Source organism: Polaromonas sp. Polasp52 (assembly GCF_059491565.1).
Genome location: NZ_CP168513.1, coordinates 3,011,832 through 3,033,665, shown reverse-complemented (window position 1 = coordinate 3,033,665; position 21,834 = coordinate 3,011,832). Strand labels below are relative to the sequence as shown.

Here is a 21,834-nt window from a genome sequence, read left to right as displayed (position 1 = left end):
TGTCGGCACATGCGCCAGTGATGTGGCTCGATGCGTGGCTGAAGCCGGGAATTCAGTCTTCCTTCATGTTGGCGGCCTTGGCGATCGGGCCGAGCCTGGCCTTCTCACCCGCCAGGAATTTGCTGAAGTCGGCGCGGCTGCCGTTGACCGGGTCTATGCCCTGCGGGATCAGGCGGGCGCGCAGTTCCGGGGACTTGAGCGCCGCATTGATCGCGCCATTCATTTTTTCCAGGATGTCTTCCGGCGTGCCGCGTGGGGCAAACACACCGGACCAGTGGCCGATGAACACATTGGGGTAGCCCTGCTCTTCGGCGGTCGGCAGATCCGGCAGTGCCGCAATGCGGCGGTTCCAGGTCGACGCGATGGCGCGCAGCTTGCCGCCCTTGACCTGCGGCAGGACCACCACGCTGGCTTCGGAGGTGGCGTCGACCTGCTTGCCGATCACGGCCACCATGCCCTCCGAGCCGCTCTTGTAGGGAATCACCTCAAGCTTCGCGCCGGACTTGAGCTTGAGCATCTCGGCGACGAAGTGCGGCGTGCTGCCGGTGCCGGCGGTTGAAAAGTTCAATCCGCGGCCCGTTTTTGCCGCGGCTAACAAGCCCTTGAGGTCCTTGATCGGCGAGTCGGCGGACACCACGATGACCGACGGGCTGACCGCCATCATGGCCACGGGCACCATGTCTTCTTCCTTGTAGGGCATTTTGGTCTTGATCCGCGCATTGGTGATCACGCCGCCGGCAGGTGTCAGGAAGGTATAGCCATCGGGCAAGGCCTTGGCCACCAAGTCGGCGCCCAGCACCGAGCCCGCGCCCGGCTTGTTTTCCACAATGATGGGTTGGCCCAGTTGTTTCGATGCCGCCTCCGCCACGGCGCGGGCCACCAGATCGTTGGCGCCGCCTGGGCCGAAGGGCACGACGAAGCGGATGGGCCGGGACGGCCAGGTATCGGCCATTGCCGACAGTGCGGTGGCGGCCAGTGCAAGGGCCACGGCAAGACGGGGAAGTAGGTGTTTCATGGGCAACGGCAGCGTCGATTGAAGAGAAAGCGATGCTAGATGGGGCACAATCATTTGTACATTGCAACTTTCTGACCGATTAGTGCATGAAACGGATCAATTTCGGGCTGGACGAGCTCCAGGCTTTTGTGGCGGTCGCCGAAAAGGCCAGTTTCAGGGTGGCGGCAGAAGACCTGTCCATTTCTCCGCCGGCCCTCAGCCGCCGCATCGACAAGCTGGAGGCGACGCTCGGCAGCCGCCTGCTGGACCGCACCACCCGGCGCGTGTCCCTGACCAACGTGGGGCGGCAGTTCCTGGAGGAGGCACGCGCCGCCCTCAACGGCCTCGAAGATGCCGTGCTCAGGCTGGCGGACAACGCCAGCTTGCGGCGCGGCCAGGTGACGGTTGCCTGCCTGCCGTCGGTGGCGCACCACCTGCTGCCCGGCGTGCTCAAGCGCTTTGCCGACCGGTTTCCCAGCGTCCGGATCAAGGTGGTGGATGAGAGCGCCAATGCGGTGCTGACCAGCGTGCTGTCCGGCGATGCGGACTTCGGTGTGAATTTCGTGGGCGTGCAGGAGCCCGAGATCCGTTTCGAGGCCCTGCGGCAGGAAGACTACGTGCTGGTCATGCCGCGCGACCATCCCTGGGCGCATCGTGACTCGATTGCCTGGGAAGAGCTGGCTGATGAAAAGATGGTGGCTTTGTCGCGCCAAAGCGGCAACCGGCTGCTGTTGGACAGCATCCTTTCAAGCCTGCGCCGGCCGCCCAGCGCCTTTTACGAAGTCAACCACGTGACGGGTGCACTCGCGCTGGTGGAAGCCGGGCTGGGGCTGGCGGCGCTGCCGGGCCTGTCATTGCCGCAAACACATGCCACGCTCAAGGGGGTTGCGCTGGTCGAGCCCGGCATCCACCGCCTGCTGGGACTGATTGCGCGCAAAGACCGGCCTTTGCAGCCGGCTGCGGCCATGCTGTATGGGATGTTGAAAGAGCTGGCAGGATGAGCGCCACTCACAATGCCCGCGCCCAAAAAGAAAACGCCTGACTGAGTCAGGCGTTTTTCATGCGGGCCGCTGCGGGGCCGGGGAGTCAAATACTTCAGGTCCTCACGCGGCCGTCACCCGTCAGCATGGACAGCTCCACAAAGCTGGAGGCCACGTGATCCGTCGCCGAGAAGGTCACGGAGAAACCGCCCAGTGACTGGCTGCCCATGCCCTCCAGGCCGGCGATCAGCGACTCGCGGCTGACCTTGGCGGCCCCGCCGCGCTTGAGCCCGTCCACAAAGACCTTGGCGGCCACATAACCCTCCATGCTGGAGAAATTGACCTGGGCATTGCCCGCCGCCTTGGCCGCATCGACGAACTCGCGCGCGATGAGGCGGGCCGTGTTGTAGGGCGAGGGCATGACCTGCGAGACCACCACGCCCGCGCCGTCCTTGCCGAGTTCGTCGGCCAGCGCCTGCGTGCCGACAAAGGACACGTTGTAAAAGGTGCCGCCGTAGCCGGCCTTGCGGGCCTCGCGGATAAAGGCCGCGCAGGCCTTGTAGGCGCCAATCTGCACCACCGCGTCGGGCCCGGCCGCGACCAGGGTCTTGACCGCGCCGGCCACATTCACCGTGTTGCGCTCCACCGTCGCCAGCGCCACCGGCTTGAGATTTTGCGCCGCCAGGGCCAGCGTGACGCCGTCCAGGCCGGCCTTGCCGTAGGCGTCGTTCTGGTAGAACACGGCGATTTTTTTCAGGCCCAGGCCGGTCAGCTGTTTGACGATGAGGCCGGTTTCGTCGTTGTACGAAGCACGCACATGGAAGGCGTATTTGTTGAAGGGGTCGCGCAGCGCCATGGCGCCGGTGAAAGGGGCGAAAAACGGCACCTTGTCCTTGGTCGCCAGCGGCAACGCGGCGATGCTGGTGGGCGTGCCTATGTAGCCGAACAGCGCGAACACGTCGTCGGCGATCAGCTTGCGGGTGTTTTCGGCGCAGCGCTCGGGCTCGTAGCCGTCGTCGAGATTGCGGATCTCAATGAGGCGCTTGCCGATGCCGCCCTGGGCGTTGACCTGGTCGAAATAGACCTTGGCACCCTGGTGGAACTGTATGCCCAGTTGCGCGGCCGGACCGGTGAAGGCGGCGGACTGGCCCAGGATGATTTTGTCGGCCTGGGCATGGGCGACATTAAAGCCGGCCAGCGTGGAGGCGCCGGCCAGGATGGAAAATTTTCTGCGAGTGAGGTTCATCCCTCGATTCTCGCAACACAACTTACAGCCTGGTTACCCCCATTCGTAACAGTAGGAAAGCCTGTGCGATAGGTCACTACTTTGGGCTTACACGGAAGGCCGGCCGTCAGCAAATTGCCAGCTTTCCAAGGGAATAGCCCTATTCCCGGACCCGCCCAGCGCTATTCCCTGACCCGTCCCATCGCATCGATCAGGCTGAGCTCGACCAGCTTGGAGCCCACGCGGTCGCCGTCGAAGTGGACACGAAAGCCGCCCAGGTTCAGGTCCTGCAGGCTGTCCAGCGCCTTGCGCAGCTTGGCCCGGGTCGGGTCCTTGCCGGCCCTGCGCAGGGCTTCGGTGTAGGTCCAGGCGGCGATATAGCCTTCCAGCATGTAGACATTGGACTTGCCGAGCTTGGCCGCCAGCGCATCGGCCTGCATTTCGCGCACCAGCACGCTTTTGGCGTTGTCCGACTTGGGCGTCACGCGCACCACCACCACGCCGGCACCGGCCGCGCCCAGCTGTTCGGCCAGCAGGCTTTCACCGGTGCTCGAAAAACCGTAGATAGGCCCGCGAAAGCCCTTGGCGCGCAGGTCGCGTATCGCATTGGCCGCGCCCGAGGCGTCGCTGATCACCAGCACCGATTCCGGTTTTTTGGCCAGCACCTGGTCCACGCTGGTGGCCACGCTGCCGCCCGAAAGCGCTGACTTGGCCACCAGGTTGGCACCCAGGCCGCCCATGGTGCGCTCGGCCGAATCCAGCGCCGCGAGCGACTCCGGGTCCTTGCCGTGCAGGATGGCCAGCTTGCGCATGCCCAGGGTCTCGGCGTGGCGCGTGATCATCGCGGCCTCTTCGGAATAGCCGGGCCGCACCGAATAGACATTCGGGTAGAGCGAGCCGCGCAGCTCGTCGGCGCCGGCCATGGGCGCGAACAGCAGGATGTCCGTGTCCTTGAGCAGCGGATTGACGGCGGTGACCTGCGGCGAGCCGTAGTAGCCGAATAAAGAGAACACCTTCTGGTCCAGCAGCTTCTTGGTGTTGGCCACCGTGGTGTCGGGGTTGCCCATGTCGTCCAGCGTGGTGAGCTCTATCTTGCGGCCGTTGACGCCGCCGCCCGCGTTGACCCGATCGAAATAAAGCCGCGCGCCCTGCGCGAAGGGCAGGGCCAGCGTGGCGCCGGGCCCGGTCATGGCCAGGGACTGGCCCAGGGTGACGGCGGTCTTGCTGACGCCGTCCTCGGCATTGACCCCTGCCGCGAGCAGGCCGGCCAGGGCCGCTACCATGGTGATTCTGGCGGCGGCGCGGAATGCCGGCATTCCGTTCATTGTTGTTGTCATGCTGTGTCTCCCCCGGGATGCGACGATCAAGCCAATATAAAGTTGAACCATGAGCAATACCATCAGCATCTCCCCTAGGACCGAGGCCAACCCTGACAACCGGCTGAAGCCGGGCGCCGTGCAGGTGCTGGGCGCCTGCCCGCACGATTGCCCCGACACCTGTTCGCTGCTGACCACGGTGGAGAACGGCATCGCCACCCGCGTGCAGGGCAACCCCGCGCATCCCCATACCGGCGGTGTGCTGTGCAACAAGGTTTCGCGCTACACCGAGCGCAGCTACCACCCCGAGCGCCTGCTGGGCCCGCTCAAGCGCAGCGGTCCCAAAGGCAGCGGGCAGTTCGAGCCGGTGAGTTGGGAGGCCGCGCTGGCCGACATCGCGGCGCGCCTCAAGGCCATCGCGGCGCGCGACCCCGAGGCCATCGTCCCCTACAGCTATGCCGGCACCATGGGCCAGGTGCAGGGCGAAAGCATGGCCGGGCGTTTCTTCAACCAGCTGGGCGCATCATTCCTGGACCGCACCATCTGCTCCTCGGCCGGCGGCGAAGCCCTGGTGCAGACCCTGGGCGGCAAGGTCGGCATGCGGGTGGAGTTTTTCGCCGAATCCAAACTCATCATCATCTGGGGCAGCAACTCCATAGGCAGCAACCTGCATTTCTGGCGTTATGCGCAGCAGGCCAAGCGCGACGGCGCCAAACTCGTCTGCATAGACCCGCGCCGCAGCGAAACCGCCGAGAAATGCCATGAGCACATCGCGCTGCTGCCCGGCACCGACGCCGCGCTGGCGCTCGCGCTGATGCACGAACTCATCATCCACGACTGGCTGGACCACGACTACATCGCGCGCCACACCCTGGGCTGGGAAAGCCCGCAGGGCGGGCTGCGCGAACGTGCGCTGCAGTGGAGCCCCGAGCGCGCCGCCGCCGTCTGCGGCGTGCCGGCCGAGCAGATCCGATCGCTGGCCCGCGCCTGGGGTGAATGCATGGTGAACAAGCAACCGGCCGCCATACGCCTGAACTACGGCATGCAGCGCGTGCACGGCGGCGGCAACGCGGCCCGTGCCATCGCCTGCCTGCCCGCGCTCACGGGTGCCTGGCGGCACCGCGCCGGCGGCGTGCTGCTGAGCAGTTCGGGCCTGTTCCCGGTGGACAAGGCCGCGCTGCAGCGGCCCGAGCTGCTCAAGGGCCGGCAGCCGCGCACCATCAACATGAGCACCATAGGCAATGCGCTGCTGGCGCCTGCCTCGCCGCTGTTCGGCCCGAAGATCGAGGCCCTCATCGTCTACAACAGCAACCCGGTGGCGGTCGCCCCCGAGTCCGGCAAGGTGGTGCAGGGCTTTGCGCGCGAAGACCTGTTCACCGTGGTGCTCGAACACTTCCAGACCGACACCGCCGATTACGCCGACTACATCCTGCCGGCCACCACGCAGCTGGAGCACTGGGATGTGCACGGCGCCTACGGCCACACCGACGTGCTGCTGAACCGCCCGGCCATCGCGCCGCTGGGCCAGGCCAAACCCAACACCCAGATCTTTCGCGAGCTGGCGGCCCACATGGGATTTACCGATCCGTGTTTTTCCGACAGCGACGAACAGCTGTGCCGCGCGGTGTTCGGCGACAAGGTCGACTTCCAGCAGCTGCTGGACAAGGGTTTTGCCACGCTGGACCTGCCAGACGCGCCCTTTGCCGAGGGCCGCTTCCCCACGGCCTCGGGCCGCTGCGAGTTTTTCAGCGCGCGGCTGGCGGCCGAAGGCGCCGACGGCCTGCCCGGCCATGTGCCCAACCATGAGGCGGCGGGCTCTTCCGCGCAGTTCCCGCTGGCCATGATCTCGCCGCCGGCGCGCAACTTCCTGAACTCCAGTTTCGTCAACGTCAAAAGCCTGCGCGACATCGAGGCCGAGCCGGTGCTGGAAATCCACGCCGACGATGCCGCTGCGCGCGGCATCACCACCGGCGCCATCGTCAAGGTGTTCAACCAGCGCGGCGAATACCGGGTCAAGGCCGAGGTCTCCGCGCGGGCCCGGCCCGGCGTGGTCAACGGCCTGGGCATCTGGTGGCGCAAGCTGGGCCTGGACGGCACCAACGTCAATGAACTCACCAGCCAGCAGCTGACCGACATGGGCCGCGGCCCGGTGTTTTACGACTGCCTGGTGCAGGTGCAGCGCGAGGCGCAAGCCGCCTGAGCTTGCCCATGAAACGCGGCACGCTGAAGCGGACCCTGGCCGTGGCGCTGGCCGCGGCCCTGGGCCTGGCGGGCTGCGCCGACCTGGGCTACTACTGGCAGTCCGTCAGCGGCCATCTGCAGATGCTCAACGCGGCCCGGCCGGTGGACGAGTGGCTCAATGACACGCAGGCCTCCGGGCAGCTCAAAGACCGGCTGGCGCTGTCGCAGCGCATACGCAGCTTCGCCGTGAGCGAGCTCAAGCTGCCCGACAACCCCAGCTACCGGCGCTACGCCGACCTGCGCCGCAGCGCCGTGGTCTGGAACGTGGTGGCCGCGCCCGAGTTCTCGCTGACGCTCAAGACCTGGTGTTTCCCGGTCACGGGCTGCGTGGGCTACCGCGGCTACTTCAGCGAGGCCGAGGCGCGCGCCGAGGCCGACCGGCTGAAGGCGCAAGGACTGGAAACCAGCGTCTACGGCGTGCCCGCCTATTCCACGCTGGGCTGGATGAACTGGGCCGGCGGCGACCCGCTGCTCAACACCTTCATCGGCTACCCGGAAGGCGAACTCGCGCGCCTGATCTTCCATGAACTCGCGCACCAGGTGGTTTACGCCAAAGACGACACCATGTTCAACGAGTCCTTCGCCACCGCCGTGGAGCGCATGGGCAGCCAGCGCTGGCTGGACAGCGAGGCCGCCCACGGCAACGATAAAGCCCGCCAGGATTACCTCCAGTTCGACGGACGGCGCCGGCAGTTCCGCGCGCTGGCGCTGGCCACACGGCTGGAACTGGCCGCGATCTACGACCAGAAGCCGGCCACGGACGCCGACAAAGCCGCGCAGGCGGCCTCGAAAGCCCAGGCCTTCTCGCGCTTTCGCGAGGACTACACCGCACTCAAGGCCTCCTGGGGCGGCTTCGCGGGCTACGACCCCTGGGTGGCACGCGCCAACAACGCGGCGTTCGGCGCGCAGGCCGCCTATGATGAACTGGTGCCCGGCTTCGAAATGCTGTTCGAACGCGAGGGCCGCGACTGGCAACGGTTTTATGATGCGGTGAAAAGGCTGGCCGGCCTGCCCAAGGAAGAACGGCGCAAGGCGCTTGACATCCACAACAACACGGAGACATCGAATGGCTGACATCCACATCCAGCGCGAACACGGCCTGGGCCTTGCCGAGGCACGCAAAATCGCCTTCAAGTGGGCCGAGCAGGTCGAAGAAAAATTCGACATGGAATGCACCTATGAAGAAGGCAAGACCGAAGACCTCGTGAGCTTCACCCGCTCGGGCGTCAGCGGCACGCTGGTGGTCACCAAAGACAGCTTCGACCTGAACGCCAAGCTCGGCTTCCTGCTGGGCGCGTTCAAGGACAAGATCGAAGGCGAGATCGTGAAAAACCTGGACACGCTGATCGCGAAAAAGCCCGCTGCAAAAAAGGCGGCCGCCAAAAAGAAGGTCGCCTGAAAATCGAAGGGCGCGGCCCGTGAGCTACAACCTCGCCCGCTTCGACCTGGTGTCCGTGCGGCTGGCCGTGGCTTGCGCCCAGACCGGCAGCCTGACCGCGGCGGCGCGCGATTCGCACCTGGCGCTGGCCGCGGCCAGCCGGCGCATACGCGAGCTCGAGGACGCCCTGGGCGAGGCCCTGTTCGAGCGCCACGCGCGCGGCCTGCTGCCCACCGCGGCCGGCCGCGTCTTCGTCAAGCACGGCCTGACCCTGCTGCAGACCATGGAGCAACTGGGCGGCGAACTGGCCGACCTGAGGCGCGGCATCGCGCGCCACATACGCCTGTGCGCCAGCAGCGCCGCCATCAGCCAGTTTTTGCCCCCGCTGCTGGCGCGCTACGGCGAGCTGCAGCCGCAGGTGCACATAGACCTGGAAGAGCAGGTGTCCGAGGCCGTGGTGGCCACCCTGCGCGAAGGCCGGGCCGACGCGGCGGTGTTTGTCGAGGGGCCGGACACCACGGGGCTGGACACGCGCCTGTTTCGCGAGGACGAACTGGTGCTGATACTGCCGGCCGGCCATGCGCTGGCGCGCAGCAAGGCGCCGCTGGCTTTCGCCGACGCGCTCGACGAGGAATGGATCAGCCTGACGGCTGGTGCCGCCATGCTGCAAAAGCAGCAGCAGGCCGCGCTGGCCGCGAACCGGCCGCTGAAACTGCGCATGCAGGTGCGCAGCTTCGACGCGGTATGCCATATGGTGGCCTCGGGCCTGGGCGTGGCCGTGCTGCCCAAAGGTGCCACGCTGCCCCTCATCAAAAGCATGAAGCTGGGCTGGCGGCCGCTGGCCGATGCCTGGGCCAGGCGCCGCCTGCTCGCGGCCACCATGGCGGGCCAGCCCGACGCGGCCATCACGGCGCTGGTGGATTTCCTGGTGGCGCCTGTTGGGCCTGGGAGGTCGAAAGGCGCCCTGCCTTCGCAAAATGCGAAAGCCAGGGGCCCAAAGCGGTAATGGACGCGGCAGGCCCCGGGCGGCACACTGCCGGCCATGGCCTCCACTGAAACTTCCCCTCCCGCCCCCACCGCCGCCGGCCCGCTCGCCGGCCTCAAGGTACTGGAGCTGGGCCAGCTGATCGCCGGGCCCTTTGCCGCCAAGACACTGGCGGACTTCGGCGCCGACATCATCAAGATCGAAACCCCGGGCGCGGGCGACCCGCTGCGCAAATGGCGTTTGCTCAAGGATGGCACTTCCGTGTGGTGGCAGGTGCAGTCGCGCAACAAGCGCTCGGTGGCGCTGGACCTCAAAAGCCCCGAGGCGCAGGACATCGTGCGCCGGCTGGCGCTTGACGCCGACGTGCTGATCGAAAACTTCCGCCCCGGCGCCATGGAAGGCTGGGGCCTGGGCCCTGAAGAACTGCTGGCGCTGAACCCGCGCCTCATCATGCTGCGCATCAGCGGCTACGGCCAGACCGGCCCCTACCGCGACAAGCCGGGCTTCGGCGTGGTGGCCGAGGCCATGAGCGGCCTGCGCCACCTGACGGCCGAACCGGGCCGCGTGCCTGTGCGCGTCGGCGTGAGCATTGGCGACACGCTGGCCGCGCTGCACGGCGTGATCGGCATCCTGCTGGCCATGCAGGAGCGCCAGCGCTCCGGCAAGGGCCAGGTGATCGACGTGGCCCTCTACGAAGCGGTGTTCAACTGCATGGAAAGCCTGCTGCCCGAATACAGCGCGTTCGGCGCGGTGCGCGGTGCGGCCGGCAGCGCCCTGCCCGGCATCGCGCCCAGCAATGCCTACCTCTGCAAGGACGGGGGCTACGCGCTGGTGGCCGGTAACGGCGACAGCATTTTCAAGCGCCTCATGGCCACCATAGGCCGGGGCGACCTGGGCAGCGACCCGGCGCTGGCCGACAACGCTGGCCGTGTGGCGCGCGTGGAAGAAATCGACGCTGCCATAGGCCGGTGGACGGCAGGCCTCACGGTGGACGAGGTGCTGGCGGCGCTCGACAAGGTGTCGGTGCCCGCGGGCCGCATCTACACCGTGGCCGACATCGCGGCCGACCCGCACTACCAGGCGCGCGGCATGCTCGACGAAGTGCGCATGGACGACGGCAGCGTCCTGGCCGTACCCGGCATCGTGCCCAAGCTCTCGCGCACGCCGGGCGGCCACCGCCGCAATGCGCCGCAGGTGGGACAGGACACCGATGCGGTGCTGCGGGAGATGGGACTTTCTGCCGAGCAGATCCAGGCGCTCAAGGACAAGGGCATCGCGGCCGGGAAGGACGCAACATGAAAAAGCGCATCTTTTTTAACGAGGTTGCCACGCGCGATGGCTTCCAGATCGAGCCCAACTTCATCGCGACCGACGACAAGGTCGCGCTGGTCGATGCGCTGAGCGGCTGCGGCTACGCCAAGATCGAGGTGACCTCTTTCACCTCGCCCAAGGCCATTCCCATGCTGCGCGACGCCGAGGAAGTGATGGGCCGCATACGCCGCGCGCCCGGCGTGGAATACACCGTGCTGGTGCCCAACCTGCGCGGGGCAGAACGCGCGCTGGAGTCGCGCGCCGACGAGCTCAACCTGGTGATGTCGGTCTCGGAAACCCACAACCTGGCCAATCTGCGCATGCCGCGCGAGAAAAGTTTTGCCGCGCTGTCCGACGTGATTCGCCACGTGGACGGCCGCACGCCCATCAATATCTCGCTCTCATGTTGTTTCGGCTGCCCCATGGAGGGCGAGGTGGCCGAGGAAGAGGTGCTGCGCTGGAGCGAGCGTTTTGCCGCTTTCGGCGCGGACCGCGTGCGCGGCCTCACGATTTGCGACACCACGGGCATGGCGCACCCGGCGCAAGTCAGCCGCATGGTCGAGGTGCTGCTGCAGCGTTTTGCCGGCCTGCAGCTGACGCTGCACTTTCACAACACGCGCGGCATGGGCCTGGCCAATGTGCTGGCCGCGGTGCAAGGCGGCATCACGCGCTTTGACGGCTCGCTGGGCGGCCTGGGCGGCTGCCCTTACGCGCCCGGCGCCAGCGGCAATATCAGCAGCGAGGACGCCATCCACATGCTGGACGCCATGGGCTACGACACCGGCATGGACATCTCACGGCTGCTGGAAGTGGCGCGGCAGATGCCGGCCATCGTCGGCCATGAAGTCCCCGGCCAGGTCGCCAAGGCCGGCCGCATCAGCGACCTGCATGCGCCGCCGCCCTATGTGGCGGAACTTCGGGAGGCATCCAGATGATCAGCCATCTCGACCACCTGGTGCTGACCACGTCGGACGAAGCGGCCTGCGTGGACTTCTACACCCGCGTGCTGGGCATGGCGCTGGAAACCTTCACCGGCGGCACGCCGCCCGTGGAGCGCAAGGCCTTTAAATTCGGCAGCCAGAAGATCAACCTGCACGTCAAGGGCCGTGAGTTCGAACCCAAGGCCCATTTGCCGGTGCCGGGTGCGCTGGACCTGTGTTTTCTGGCCGGTATCCCCCTTGCCGAGGTGATCACCCGCCTTGAGCGCGAGCGCTGGCCCGTGATCGAAGGCCCCGTGCTACGCACGGGTGCCACGCAAAAAATCCGCTCGGTCTATGTGCGCGATCCCGACCTCAATTTGATAGAGATTTCCGAACCCGCCTGAAAACGGCAAACCTACAACTACGACTGGAGACAAGACCATGACTTTCATTTCCCGCAGGACACTGCTGACCGTCGCCGGGCTCAGCACCGCCGCCTGGCTGAATCCGGTGCGCGCGCAGCTCGCCGGCAAGCCCATCACGCTGGTGGTGCCCACGGCGGCCGGCGGCACCACCGACATCGCGGCGCGCATGCTGGCCGAACCGCTGGGCAAGATTTTGCAGACCTCGGTGGTGGTGGACAACCGCGGCGGCGGCAACGGCAACATCGCCGGCCAGCTGGTGGCGCGCGGCCCGGCCGACGGCAGCAGCCTGCTGGTGCAGTATTCGGGCTACCAGTGCATCACGCCGCTGATCCAGCCGGTGCCGGGTTTTGACCCGGCCACCAGCCTCAAGCCCCTGGGCCACCTGATCGACGCGCCGCAGCTGCTGGTGGTGCGCGGCAACTTCCCGGCCGACAACTTCGCGGACTTCCTCAAGTACGTCAAGGCCAACCCGGGCAAGGTCAACTACGCCTCCAGCGGCAACGGCTCGCTGCAGCACGTGACCACCGAGCTGCTCAAGGACCTGACCAAGACCTTTATGGTGCACATCCCCTACCGAGGCACCGGCCCGGCGCTGACCGACCTGCTGGCCGGCACAGTGGACTTCACCATCACCACGCCGCCGCCGCTGCTGCCGCACATACGCGCGGGCAAGCTCAAGGCGCTGATGGTGACCGGCCGCACACGCCTGGCCGCCCAGCCCAATGTGCCGACCGCCACCGAGGCCGGTGTGCCGCTGGTGGCCTCGTCGTGGTTCGCGGTCTATGGGCCCACGGGCCTGTCCGCCGACCTGCAGGGCCGGCTCTCGCTGGCGATCAAGCAGGTGGTGGAATCGGAGAACTTCAAAAAGCGCGCCGAAGAGCAAGGCGCCAAGGCCGTGGTCATGAGCGGCGCCGAGCTGGCAGCCCTGGGTGACAGCGAACGCAAGATGTGGGGCCGCATTGTGAAGCTGGCCAATATCAAGGCAGACTGAAGCCGCCTACGGGCAACAAAAAAGCGGCACAGCCCCCACGCAGTTTGCGCCGGGGCTGTGCCGCTTTTTTCGTTCGAAACCGGAAGGCTTTAGCTCAGATCAGCAATCAGATCAATGTACTGCTGCATGGCATCGTCCTGCGAAGTGCCCTTAAGACTATTCCAGGCATCCCACTTGGCGCGCGCGACCATGTCGCCGAAGCCGGGTTTTTTGTCGGTGTTGTCGCCGCTGCTGCCTTGCTTGTAGAGCGCATAAATCTTCAGCAGCGTGGCGTTGTCAGGGCGCTCGCTGAGGTTTTTCGAATCGGCCATGGCTTTGTCGAAGGCGGCTTTCAGGTCTGACATGAGGGATCTCCGTTTTTAGAAGTGGGTCACCAATGAGGTGCTTGGGGTAACTGCCCGGTATCTTAGCGAGGCCGTTCCCGCCAAAATAGGGAACTTACCCCATCCGGGGTGGATTCGCAGCAGTTTTGCATTTGGGAGTGTTCATGGTTACACGCGTTACCGCCCAGGCCGCCGGCCGGAAAGTGGCAAAAAACGTCCAGAAGAACGTCAAGCGGGCCGTCTCGGGAACCCTGGGCATTTCGGGGGAACGCATGAGCAAGGTCGACACGGCCTGGCTGCGCATGGACAACGATGCCAACCTCATGATGATCGTGGGCGTGTGGCAGCTGGCACCCGGCGTCAAGCACGCGGCGGTCTGCGAACGTATTGAAAACAGCCTGCTCAAGTACGACCGCTTCAAGCAGCGCGTAATGGAAGACGCGGCCGGCGCCACCTGGGTGATGGACCGCAATTTCGACCTGGCCAACCATGTGGTGGCCGAGAAACTGCCGAAATCGGCCAACCAGGAGCAGGCCCTGCAGGACCGTGTGGCCGAGCTGGCCACCCAGCGCCTGGACCCGAAACGCCCGCTGTGGCAGATCCACCTGATTGAGGACTACACCGGACCCGACGGCGTCAAGGGCAGCGCCATGATCGTGCGCATCCACCACTGCATCGCCGACGGCATCGCGCTGATTTCAGTGACCATGTCGCTGGTCGACGGCGGCGCGCCGCCGCCCGAGCGGCGCAAGAAGGCGGCGGCCGCCGGCCCGGAAGACTGGATTACCGACACCCTGCTCAAGCCCTTTACCGACATCACGGTCAAGGCGCTGGGTGCCGTGGGCGAAGGCGCGGCGCGCTCGCTGGGCATGCTGGGGGACCCGAAAAAAGGCATGGAGCAAGGCGTGAGCGGCTCCTTCGACATGGCCAAGGTGCTGTTCCAGCTGCTGTCCGACTCGGCCGCGCTGGCCCTGATGCCCGACGACTCCAAGACGCGGCTCAAGGGCAAGCCCGGCGGCGCCAAAAAAGTGGCCTGGTGCCAGCCGATCCCGCTGGACGAGGTCAAGGCCGTGGGCAAGGCGCTCAACTGCTCCATCAACGACGTGCTGCTGAGCTGCGTGGCCGGCGCCCTGGGCGAGTACCTGAAAACCTTTGGCGACGATGTGGCGGGCCAGGAAATCCGCGCCATGGTGCCGGTGAACCTGCGGCCCCTGGACCAGGCCCACAAGCTGGGCAACCGCTTCGGCCTGGTGCCGCTGGTGCTGCCCATAGGCATAGACAACCCGATCGAGCGCGTCTACGAGGTGCGCCGCCGCATGGCCGCGCTCAAGGGGAGCTACCAGCCGCTGCTGGCCTTCAGCCTGCTGGCGGTGGCAGGCCTGCTCATCAAGCCGGCGCAGGACATGATGCTCAACCTGTTCGCCAAAAAAACCACGGCGGTCATGACCAATGTGCCGGGCCCGCGCGAGAAGCTCAAGTTCTGCGGCTCCACACTGGAACAAAGCATGTTCTGGGTGCCGCAGTCGGGCGACATGGGCCTGGGCGTTTCCATCCTGAGCTACGGCGGCGGCGTGCAGTTCGGCGTGATCACCGATAGCACGCTGTGCCCGGAGCCGCAGCGCATCATCGACGAGTTTGTGCCCGAGTTCGCCAAGCTTTCGATCGTGACGCTGATGCTGCCTTGGGGCGAGTAATATTCCGGGAGGCGGCGAGGGTCTGCGGTTCTCCGCTGCAAAACCTTCGCCACGGCCGCCGCGCCATTGCCGGAGATGCGGTCAGGGCCGGATTGCCATTTGAAATTCAATAACACCGAGGGAGAAGTACATGGGTTCGTCAGGTCGCGGCTTCAATCTGGCCATTTTTGCCTTCATCACCATTTTTACCTTGCCCTGCTGGGGACAGGCACCGGCCCCGGTTGAGCCAGCCAGCCCGCAACTGCTGGAGCATATTTATAAACAGATCGAGCAGCGTGAACGCCCCAGCCAGGTCTCGGGCTTCCCGGGCATATCGGCGGCGTCCAGTGCGGCACTCGCTGCGATGGATTTCAGCACTACGCGCACCCAGCTGAGGAGACTTGGGCCCAAGGCGTATCCCCTGGCACCCCGCGTCGCGGATTTGCTGCTCAAGACCGAAAAAAACCAGTACGACCTGGCGTGGATACTGTTCGAGATGACTGTCCAGGAAGAGGACGTCCCAGCCACTGTCAACGGCGTTTTGGCCAGCTATCGGTCGGAATCAGGTGCCGGCAAGCTCGTCCAGCTCGCCAGGCTGGGCAAGATCCGGTCGGCCACGGTGGTGCCGGAGTTGCAGGCCGCCACAACGGATGCCTCTCCTCCTTCACGGCTCCTTGGCATCATCAGCCTGGGTTTCGCAGGCACTTCCTCACCCGACAAGGCCACCGGCACTTTGGCCAAAGCCCTGAGCGACACTGACAAGGTCAATCGCATGGCTGCAGCGAACTCCCTGAGATTGCTTGGCCCGCGCGCAGAAGCGGGCGCGCCTGCTCTCATCGAATACCTGAAAACCCGGGAGAACGTGTCCCTGGCGGCGGCTGCATTGAACCTGATGCCTATCGCCGCCGTCCGTCCGGCCAAAACCGAACTCGAAAACATACTGGGCGACGCCAGGCTGAGCGAATTCCAGAAAAGGGATGTGGCGAACCTGCTGGTGCGAATGGAAAACGAAAAATAGCAGAGGTCTGGGCGCTTTACGCCGCAAAGCGCCGCGAGGCAATCTCCAGCAGGCCGTCAAAAATCAGGCTGTCCACGAGTTCGAACTTCACCGACATGCTGGGCGCCATCTTCCAGCCCGCGCCGCCGGTCATGATGCACTCGGGCGTCTCGCCGCAGTGGCGCGTGATGTTTTCGACCATGCGCTGGACGGCGCCGGCAATCGCGAAGGTGCCGCCGCTGGTCAGCGCGTCGCTGGTGTTGGTGGGAAAGTCGCGCACCTCGCCGGTGGGCACATGCAGGCCGGCCGTGCCGGACTCGAGCGCGCGCAGCATGATGCCGTGGCCCGGCAGGATGATGCCGCCCAGAAATTTGCCGGAGGCGTCTATGGCCTCGACGGTGACCGCGGTGCCCACCATGACGACCACACAGGGCTTGTGCACGCCGCGCGCCAGCAGGCGGTGGCGCGCCCCAATGATGGCGACCCAGCGGTCGGCGCCCAGGCGGGCCGGGTGGTCGTAGCCGTTGCTCACGCCGGCCTCCTGCGGGCTGGAGACCACCCAGCGCGGCGCAACGTCCCAGAGTTCCATCTGCTCGGCCACACGCCGCTTGATGGCGTCGCCGGCGACGATGCAGCCCAGGGTGCGCGAAGGGATGGGCAGGCCGTTCCACTCCTCCTCCGCAAGCCTGTCGATGTTCTCCAGGAACACCGCCCCCTGTGCCAGCAGTTTGGCGCCGGCCGCGGGCGCCTCGTACTGGGCCCATTTCAGGCGGGTGTTACCCACATCAAGCGCTAGGAAGGTCATTTGGCGGATTATGAACAGGTTTGGCGCCGCGCCCCGGCCGGCGGCCTAGGGGTTTCCAGTAGGGCTCTGGGCGAAATACCCGCTCAAATGAGGCCAAACCAGCAGGCGCGCTGGATGGCGGCCAGCTTGTTGTCGACCCTGAGCTTGGTCATGGCATTGGAGAGGTGGAAATTGACGGTGCGCTCGCTGCAGGCCAGCAGCTCGCCGCTTTCACGCGCCGTCATGCCCTGGAAGGCCAGGCTCAGGCACTCGAGTTCGCGCGGGCTCAGCGGGCTGCGCGCCTCGGCCAGCGCGCGCTTGAGCAGCGGCCAGATGTTGAGCGCCGACCAGGCCAGCAGGGCCGCCTCGCTGCGGTCGTGCCACTGGCGCGGGCTGAACAGGTAGCACTCGAAGGCGCGGCCCACGGTGAGCGGAAAGGCGATGCGCACCACGCTTTGGTAGCCATGGGCCAGCCAGAGCCGGCGCCAGCGGCCCAGGCTCTCGAAAGCCGATTTGGAGATATCCTGCCAGGCCACCAGGGGCGCATCGGAGTCGCGCCAGGGAGCGCCGAAATCGCGGCTTTCGGCCAGAGCCTCGGCCGCCTCGAGCAGGCGCGGCGGGTGGATGGCCAGCACCAGCCGGTCCTCCTGGCCCGCAAAAGGGTCGGGGCCCAGCACCATCAGGGCCTCGACCGAAAATTCGCGCAGGGCGCACAGCCAGTCGCTGATGACGCCATCGAGGCTCACGCTGTCAAAGTTGGCAGGTAATAGCATTAGCTTGACGGAAAAAGAACCAGGACAATACAGTCACATGTCAAATGCATCATCAGTCAGGTTCCCTGTTGTGCTGGAGAGATCTTTAAAGTGAGGAGCGCCCGCTTCCACGCGTGGCTGGCGCAGCGCCCCTTGCTCCAGTGGCTGCGCGAGGAGCTGGTACTCGCCCCGCTGGAGCCCATTTTGCATCCATCGCCGCGGCGTCTGTGGTGGCTGGGACTTTCTTTTTTTTCGGGCAATGCCCTGTTCGCCTGGATCTGGTCGGCCTGGCTGCCCCAGCCCTATGAAAACCTGCCCCTGCGCGTGATGGCCAGCCTGCTGGGCTACAGCCTGATGACGCGGCGCGTGAACCACGACCCGAGCAGCCGCCTGGCGCAAAGGGTGTTCGGCCTGGTGTTCTGGGTGGAACTGCCGGTGCTGTTCAGCTGGATGTACCTGTGCAACAGCGGCAGCACGGTGTGGCTGGCCACCATGGCGGCCATGGTGCTGATCTACTACCACGTGACCGACTGGCGCCTGGCCACGCTGGGCACCATCACGGGGGGCCTGCTGGCCTTCGGGGCCTTCATGGCCATCGGGCCCGCGGTTCCCTTGCTGCCGCCGGAGCAGCGCGCCGTCCATGCCGTGGTCTTTGCCTTTGCCTGGTCGATCGCGCTGGTGCTCAACCTCTCTTCGGCCAACCTGCGGCGCGAGCAACTCTCCAGCACGCTGACCACCATAGGCATCATGGCCCATGAACTTCGCACACCGCTGTCGACGGCGGCCCTGCTGGGCGACGCGATCCAGCTGGAGGTGCAGCGCCAGCCCGACAACCCGCGCGCGCAGCAGCTGGACAAGCTGGCGCTGCGCCTGCACGCCCTGGTGCGCAACATGAACCACCAGATCGACACCCAGATTGCCAATGCCAAGCTGCTGCAGCTGCCGCGCTACACCGAGCGGGTCTGGGCCAGCAAGGTGGTGCAGGACGTTGTGGTGGCCTATCCCTACCAGTCGAGCCGCCAGCGCGACTGTGTCAAGGTCATCATTCATGACGATTTCAGTTTCCGCTCTTCCGCCACCCAGTTTTCCCAGGTGCTGGACAACCTGATCAAGAACGCCCTGCACTCCCTGATGGCGGCCGACTCGAAATACCCGGCCGGCGCGCTGCGCATCGAGGTGGGCCATTCGCAGTATCGCGGCCGCATTATCGTGGCGGACGAGGGCATGGGCATAGACGCCGCCTTGCTGCCGCAGATTTTCAAGCCTTTTTTCTCCAGCAACCGCGGCACCGGCCACGGCCTGGGTTTGGCGTTTTGCCAGCAAGTGGTACAAAGTGCAGGCGGCAACATTCATGTGAAATCCGAGTTTGCCGTGGGCGCCGTTTTTACCATTGAACTGCCCATGGCGCCCTGATGCCCCTGAAAGCCTGTTTGCGACTTTGTACGACTGCTTTTGACAACCCACCCTAAAACGACAAACATGTCCTTTGCACTCTACCGCCGACCGGGAGGCGTGGTCTTTCTGGACGACGACCCGGACTATCTTGAAATGCTGGCCGAGGTCATGCCGCTGGACTGGTATGTGCGCCTGTTCCTGCGGCCCGTGGCCTGCATAGACCTGCTGCTCAAGGAGCCGGCGCGCTGGGAAGCCGACGCCTGGCGCCAGCAGGAAATCATCAACCGCTGGCGCGAGGGCGCGGCCCTGATCCCGCAAATCCTGCAGTACTGGCGCGAAGACGGCACGGCGCGCTTTGCGCTGACCCAGGTCTGCGTGGTCGACTACTCGATGCCGGCGATGAGCGGGCTGCGGGTGCTCAGCGAGCTGACGGGCTGGTCCGGCGCGCGCGTGCTGCTGACCGGGCGCGCCGACGAGCAGCTCGCCGTCTCGGCCTTCAACCGCGGGCTGATCGAGCAATTCATCCCCAAGCAGTCCCCCGAGATCCGGCTGCGCCTGACCGACGCCATCCAGGCGCTGCTGCGCCAGCCCGACGGGCGGCACCAGCAGACCTGGCGCTCCACGCTGTCGCGCGAGCAGCACGCCCTGCTGTGCGAGCCCACCATCGCCCAGGAACTCGAAAACCTGGCGCTGCGCCAGGGCTGGATAGAGCACGTGGTGATAGGTGCGCCTTTCGGCGTGCTGGCGCTGGACCGCAAGGGCAGCGCCAGCTGGCTGCAACTGGAGCCGGCGGCCAACCTGCGCGAACTCGCGGAGATCGCCGAGTCCCAGGGCTGGGACGCGGCCACCGTGCAGGATGTGGCCGCGGGCAGAAAACTCATAGACCTCGAACTGCAGCTGGCGCTGGGCGCCGGGCAGAAGCCGCAGCCGCGCCAGGCCTTCGCCATCGCCTCGGGCACGGCCGTGCTGCACGCCGCGCTGTTCAGCGTCGGCGAGGCCTTCAGCCCGGGCTTTATGACCAGCCACGAGCGCTTTATCGCCACCTCCGGCGAACGGCAGCTGCAAGACTAACTATGCCTCGGCCTGGCCGGCCCGGGCGCGCCGCGCGATCGGCCAGTCCCAGGGTTTGACGATGGGCGCGATCTCGCGGGCCACGGCCTCCACATGCTCCAGCTCCGACTCGGTCAGGCCGGCGTTCAGCGTCATGCGCATCATGGCGCGCTTGGCGCTGGTGGCCGGCGCGCAGAACATCGAGGAAAACACATTGCGCTCCTCCAGCCGGTCGCGCAGCACCATGGTGTCGCTTTCCGAGCCGACTTCCAGCGCGATGATCTGCTGGCTGCCCTGGTGAATGGGGTAGCCGAGCTCGCTCAGCGAGGCGCGCAGCCGGCGCGTGTTCGCGTGCAGGCGCTTGCGCGCGTCGTCGCTGCCCCGGATCAGCTCCAGCGTCGCGGCCAGGCCCGCGATCTCGTGCGGCAGCAGGCTGGAGCTGAAGATGTTGGGGAAACTCGAGCACAGGATGTAGTAGCGCATATGGGCCGGGGCGGTGAAAAAGCCGGCGCGGCCCGCGAAGGCCTTGGCCAGGCTGGCGGTGATGAAGTGCACCCGGTCCGTCAGGCCCAGTTCGGCGCACAGGCCCGCGCCCTGGGGGCCGTGCGTGCCCAGCGAGTGCGACTCGTCAACCAGCATCATGCAGCCGTGGGCCTCGGCCACGTCCACCATTTCCACCAGCGGGCTGACGGCGCCGGTGGTGCTGTAGACCGAATCCACCACCACGATGCCGGGACCGTTGCGCGCGATCATGCGCGCCAGGTGGGCCGGGTCGTTGTGGCGGAAGGCGAAGGCCGGCGCGCGCGCCGCGTGGGCGCCTTCCCACAGCGAGGCATGGGCCAGGGTGTCCAGGTAGACCGGTGTCTGCGCGTCGGCAATCGCCTGCAGCAGGCCGACGTTGGCCGCGTAGCCCGACTGGCAGATGAAACCGTCGTCCTTGCCGACCCAGGCGGCCAGGGCCGTCTCCAGGGCATGCGTGGGATGCTGGTTCAGGTGGAAGACGCCGGACTGCACCACGAACTCCTGCGCCTTGCGCAAGGACTCGACCTGGGCATGCACGATCTGCGGATGCCCCGTGATGCTCAGGTAGTCGTTGCCGTCCAGGCGTATGGCGTTGGAGTCGGGCGTGCGGCCATGGAGCATGAATTTCCCGCCCCATTGCTGGTCCCAGCGCGGCTTGAAGTCGCGCGCGATGCGCTGGCTCAGCTGGGCCCCCAGGGCGGGATTGATGGGTGCCTTGGCGGCAGGTGAAAGTTCGCGTTCGAGTACTTGCATGGGGAGCTCCGTTAGAAAGAGGAACCCCCATTGAAAGCGCTCAAACAAATTGATACGTGTTATCCCCTGTCAGAACTGACAGGGGTCACCCCCATACACCAATTTTCAGAAAAAGTAATGTGAACTATTCACTTCATTTTTTCCAAACTCTCACCTATTGCCTTACATGGCGAAGTTACAAAAGGTACGGCCACCCCGGGATTGCCGGGGATATTCCGGGCATTTTTTATCCCTGCTTCCACGGCAGGCCCTGCAAACGCCAGCCGCCCTTGTGGCCGCGCTGTCCCTGTTCGTCGGCGTCGCCCTCAAAGCCCTCCAGGATGTTGTAGGCCTCCAGGCCCAGCTCCGCCGCGCGCTTGGCGGCCGCCACCGAACGCACACCGCTGCGGCATAGCAGCACGGCCTTCTTGCCGGCGGGCACCGCCGCCTTCAGCCCCTCGTCAAAGCCCGCATTCATCGCCATGCCTGGCCATTGCTTCCAGGCCAGCGGCACGGCGCCGGGCACATAGCCCACCCATTCGCGCTCGGCATCGGTGCGCACGTCCACCAGCACGGCCTGGCCCGACTGCATCCATTCAAACGCCAGGCGCGCGGGGATGTCTCCGGCATAGCCGGCGGCCGGCCGGACTTGAAACGGGGAGCCGGCGTTCGCTGCAGTGGAGCTGGTCATGTCATTGCCTGTCATATAAAAGAAGAGGAAAAAGCGGAAAAGTGAGAGCGTCCATGCAGTTTATTCCCGGGCCGCGGCCCGCGGCAACAGCAGGGAAAAAGCACGGCAGGCACAATCACAGCGGCAAGCCCGCCCACCGCTGACCGGAG

21 protein-coding genes are annotated in these 21,834 nt (G+C 66.0%); 13 read left to right on the top strand and 8 right to left on the bottom strand.

The features are described from left to right. Window positions 1-52: 52 nt before the first annotated feature. Window positions 53-1,015: a tripartite tricarboxylate transporter substrate binding protein gene (locus ACEN9P_RS14190; protein ID WP_495619614.1), complete on the bottom strand. Its 963-nt coding sequence runs from the start codon at window positions 1,013-1,015 to the stop codon at window positions 53-55. Between the two features lie 86 nt (window positions 1,016-1,101). On the opposite strand from ACEN9P_RS14190, the gene ACEN9P_RS14185 reads away from it, so the two are divergent. Then, complete coding sequence (locus ACEN9P_RS14185) at window positions 1,102-1,995, top strand: LysR family transcriptional regulator (protein ID WP_495619613.1); 894 nt, start codon at window positions 1,102-1,104, stop codon at window positions 1,993-1,995. Between the two features lie 94 nt (window positions 1,996-2,089). On the opposite strand, the gene ACEN9P_RS14180 is transcribed toward ACEN9P_RS14185, so the two are convergent. Both ACEN9P_RS14180 and ACEN9P_RS14175 read right to left on the bottom strand, forming a co-directional pair. Then, window positions 2,090-3,220, bottom strand: a complete 1,131-nt coding sequence (locus tag ACEN9P_RS14180; protein WP_495619612.1) for an ABC transporter substrate-binding protein — start codon at window positions 3,218-3,220, stop codon at window positions 2,090-2,092. Window positions 3,221-3,381: 161 nt separating this feature from the next. After that, window positions 3,382-4,536, bottom strand: coding sequence for an ABC transporter substrate-binding protein (locus ACEN9P_RS14175; protein WP_495619611.1), 1,155 nt, complete (start codon window positions 4,534-4,536; stop codon window positions 3,382-3,384). Window positions 4,537-4,585: 49 nt separating this feature from the next. Here ACEN9P_RS14175 and ACEN9P_RS14170 point away from each other — a divergent pair, with 49 nt between their 5' ends. From ACEN9P_RS14170 to ACEN9P_RS14135, 8 genes are read left to right on the top strand one after another with little or no spacing between them, the layout of a single operon-like run. Beyond that, window positions 4,586-6,715 (top strand): molybdopterin-containing oxidoreductase family protein, encoded by a 2,130-nt coding sequence (locus ACEN9P_RS14170; protein ID WP_495619610.1) that lies wholly within the window; start codon window positions 4,586-4,588, stop codon window positions 6,713-6,715. An 8-nt stretch (window positions 6,716-6,723) separates the two neighbouring features. Further along, window positions 6,724-7,830, top strand: a complete 1,107-nt coding sequence (locus tag ACEN9P_RS14165) for an aminopeptidase (RefSeq protein WP_495619609.1) — start codon at window positions 6,724-6,726, stop codon at window positions 7,828-7,830. Next, the gene (locus ACEN9P_RS14160) at window positions 7,823-8,155 is read left to right on the top strand and encodes a polyhydroxyalkanoic acid system family protein (protein WP_074575927.1); all 333 of its coding nucleotides are present in this window, start codon (window positions 7,823-7,825) and stop codon (window positions 8,153-8,155) included. The genes ACEN9P_RS14165 and ACEN9P_RS14160 overlap by 8 nt, the downstream gene beginning before the upstream one ends. A 19-nt stretch (window positions 8,156-8,174) precedes the next feature. Then, window positions 8,175-9,140 (top strand): LysR family transcriptional regulator, encoded by a 966-nt coding sequence (locus ACEN9P_RS14155; protein ID WP_495619608.1) that lies wholly within the window; start codon window positions 8,175-8,177, stop codon window positions 9,138-9,140. A gap of 36 nt (window positions 9,141-9,176) precedes the next feature. Next, a complete protein-coding gene (locus ACEN9P_RS14150; RefSeq protein WP_495619607.1) occupies window positions 9,177-10,418 on the top strand; it encodes a CaiB/BaiF CoA transferase family protein in 1,242 nt (413 codons plus the stop codon). Next, window positions 10,415-11,365 carry a hydroxymethylglutaryl-CoA lyase gene (locus ACEN9P_RS14145; protein WP_477664462.1) on the top strand — a complete coding sequence of 317 codons (951 nt, stop codon included), beginning with the start codon at window positions 10,415-10,417 and terminating at the stop codon, window positions 11,363-11,365. Before ACEN9P_RS14150 ends, ACEN9P_RS14145 begins: the two co-directional genes overlap by 4 nt. Continuing rightward, window positions 11,362-11,754, top strand: coding sequence for a VOC family protein (locus tag ACEN9P_RS14140; RefSeq protein WP_495619606.1), 393 nt, complete (start codon window positions 11,362-11,364; stop codon window positions 11,752-11,754). The genes ACEN9P_RS14145 and ACEN9P_RS14140 overlap by 4 nt, the downstream gene beginning before the upstream one ends. A gap of 37 nt (window positions 11,755-11,791) precedes the next feature. Further along, window positions 11,792-12,766: a Bug family tripartite tricarboxylate transporter substrate binding protein gene (locus tag ACEN9P_RS14135; protein ID WP_477664460.1), complete on the top strand. Its 975-nt coding sequence runs from the start codon at window positions 11,792-11,794 to the stop codon at window positions 12,764-12,766. 89 nt (window positions 12,767-12,855) lie between these two features. On the opposite strand, the gene ACEN9P_RS14130 is transcribed toward ACEN9P_RS14135, so the two are convergent. Further along, window positions 12,856-13,110 (bottom strand): acyl-CoA-binding protein, encoded by a 255-nt coding sequence (locus ACEN9P_RS14130; RefSeq protein ID WP_477664459.1) that lies wholly within the window; start codon window positions 13,108-13,110, stop codon window positions 12,856-12,858. A gap of 143 nt (window positions 13,111-13,253) precedes the next feature. Here ACEN9P_RS14130 and ACEN9P_RS14125 point away from each other — a divergent pair, with 143 nt between their 5' ends. Both ACEN9P_RS14125 and ACEN9P_RS14120 read left to right on the top strand, forming a co-directional pair. Beyond that, on the top strand, window positions 13,254-14,783 hold the full coding sequence (locus ACEN9P_RS14125) for a wax ester/triacylglycerol synthase family O-acyltransferase (protein ID WP_477664458.1): 1,530 nt from the start codon (window positions 13,254-13,256) through the stop codon (window positions 14,781-14,783). A gap of 130 nt (window positions 14,784-14,913) precedes the next feature. Continuing rightward, entirely contained in the window at window positions 14,914-15,780 is an 867-nt protein-coding gene (locus ACEN9P_RS14120; RefSeq protein WP_477664457.1) for a HEAT repeat domain-containing protein, read from the top strand. A gap of 16 nt (window positions 15,781-15,796) precedes the next feature. Here the strand turns inward: ACEN9P_RS14120 and ACEN9P_RS14115 are convergent, their stop codons facing one another. Together ACEN9P_RS14115 and ACEN9P_RS14110 are read right to left on the bottom strand one after the other, a co-directional pair. Continuing rightward, a complete protein-coding gene (locus ACEN9P_RS14115) occupies window positions 15,797-16,564 on the bottom strand; it encodes a type III pantothenate kinase (protein WP_477664456.1) in 768 nt (255 codons plus the stop codon). An 83-nt stretch (window positions 16,565-16,647) separates the two neighbouring features. After that, window positions 16,648-17,316 carry a helix-turn-helix transcriptional regulator gene (locus ACEN9P_RS14110; protein ID WP_074575918.1) on the bottom strand — a complete coding sequence of 223 codons (669 nt, stop codon included), beginning with the start codon at window positions 17,314-17,316 and terminating at the stop codon, window positions 16,648-16,650. A 90-nt stretch (window positions 17,317-17,406) separates the two neighbouring features. Between ACEN9P_RS14110 and ACEN9P_RS14105 the strand changes: the two genes are divergently transcribed. Together ACEN9P_RS14105 and ACEN9P_RS14100 are read left to right on the top strand one after the other, a co-directional pair. After that, on the top strand, window positions 17,407-18,708 hold the full coding sequence (locus tag ACEN9P_RS14105) for a sensor histidine kinase (RefSeq protein WP_477664455.1): 1,302 nt from the start codon (window positions 17,407-17,409) through the stop codon (window positions 18,706-18,708). A gap of 66 nt (window positions 18,709-18,774) precedes the next feature. Then, window positions 18,775-19,761, top strand: coding sequence for a response regulator (locus ACEN9P_RS14100; RefSeq protein WP_477664454.1), 987 nt, complete (start codon window positions 18,775-18,777; stop codon window positions 19,759-19,761). Here the strand turns inward: ACEN9P_RS14100 and cqsA are convergent, their stop codons facing one another. Continuing rightward, window positions 19,762-21,015: an alpha-hydroxyketone-type quorum-sensing autoinducer synthase gene (cqsA, locus tag ACEN9P_RS14095; protein ID WP_477664453.1), complete on the bottom strand. Its 1,254-nt coding sequence runs from the start codon at window positions 21,013-21,015 to the stop codon at window positions 19,762-19,764. 226 nt (window positions 21,016-21,241) lie between these two features. Further along, a complete protein-coding gene (locus ACEN9P_RS14090; protein WP_495619605.1) occupies window positions 21,242-21,685 on the bottom strand; it encodes a rhodanese-like domain-containing protein in 444 nt (147 codons plus the stop codon). Between the last annotated feature and the right edge of the window lie 149 nt (window positions 21,686-21,834).